1 protein-coding gene is annotated in these 425 nt (G+C 65.4%); it reads right to left on the bottom strand.

Going from position 1 to position 425, the window contains the following annotated elements:
• A partial coding sequence (locus RM572_RS29410) for a M1 family aminopeptidase (RefSeq protein WP_311676391.1) occupies window positions 1-425 on the bottom strand: 425 nt, incomplete at both ends.

Genomic DNA, 425 nt, shown 5'->3' with positions numbered 1-425 from the left:
ACTGCATGGTGACCAGATCGCCGAACCACATGTGCGCCATCTCATGCAGAACGGTCTCGGCGCGCCGCTCGTAGGAGGCCCGGGTGACCTTGGACCGGAAGACGTAGTCCTCGAGGAACGTCACGGCGCCGGCGTTCTCCATGGCGCCCGCGTTGAATTCGGGCACGAACAGCTGGTCGTACTTGCCGAAGGCGTACGGCGTCCCGAAATTGGAGTGGTAGAAGCCGAAACCCTGTTTGGTCTCGGTGAACAGCCGCTCGGCGTCCATGAACTCGGCCAGCGACGCGCGGCAGAAGATGCCCAGCGGGATCTCGCCGTGGGAGTCCGAGTACGAATCGCGCCACACCGCGTACGGCCCGGCGATCAACGCGGCCAGGTAGGTGCTCATCTTCGGGGTGGTGGCGAAGGTGTGCCGGGTGGCCGGC

This window comes from Streptomyces hazeniae (assembly GCF_031845485.1).
Classification (GTDB): Bacteria; Actinomycetota; Actinomycetes; order Streptomycetales; family Streptomycetaceae; genus Streptomyces; species Streptomyces hazeniae.
Note: the sequence above shows the minus strand (reverse complement) of the source record. Positions and strands in the feature narration are given on the sequence as shown.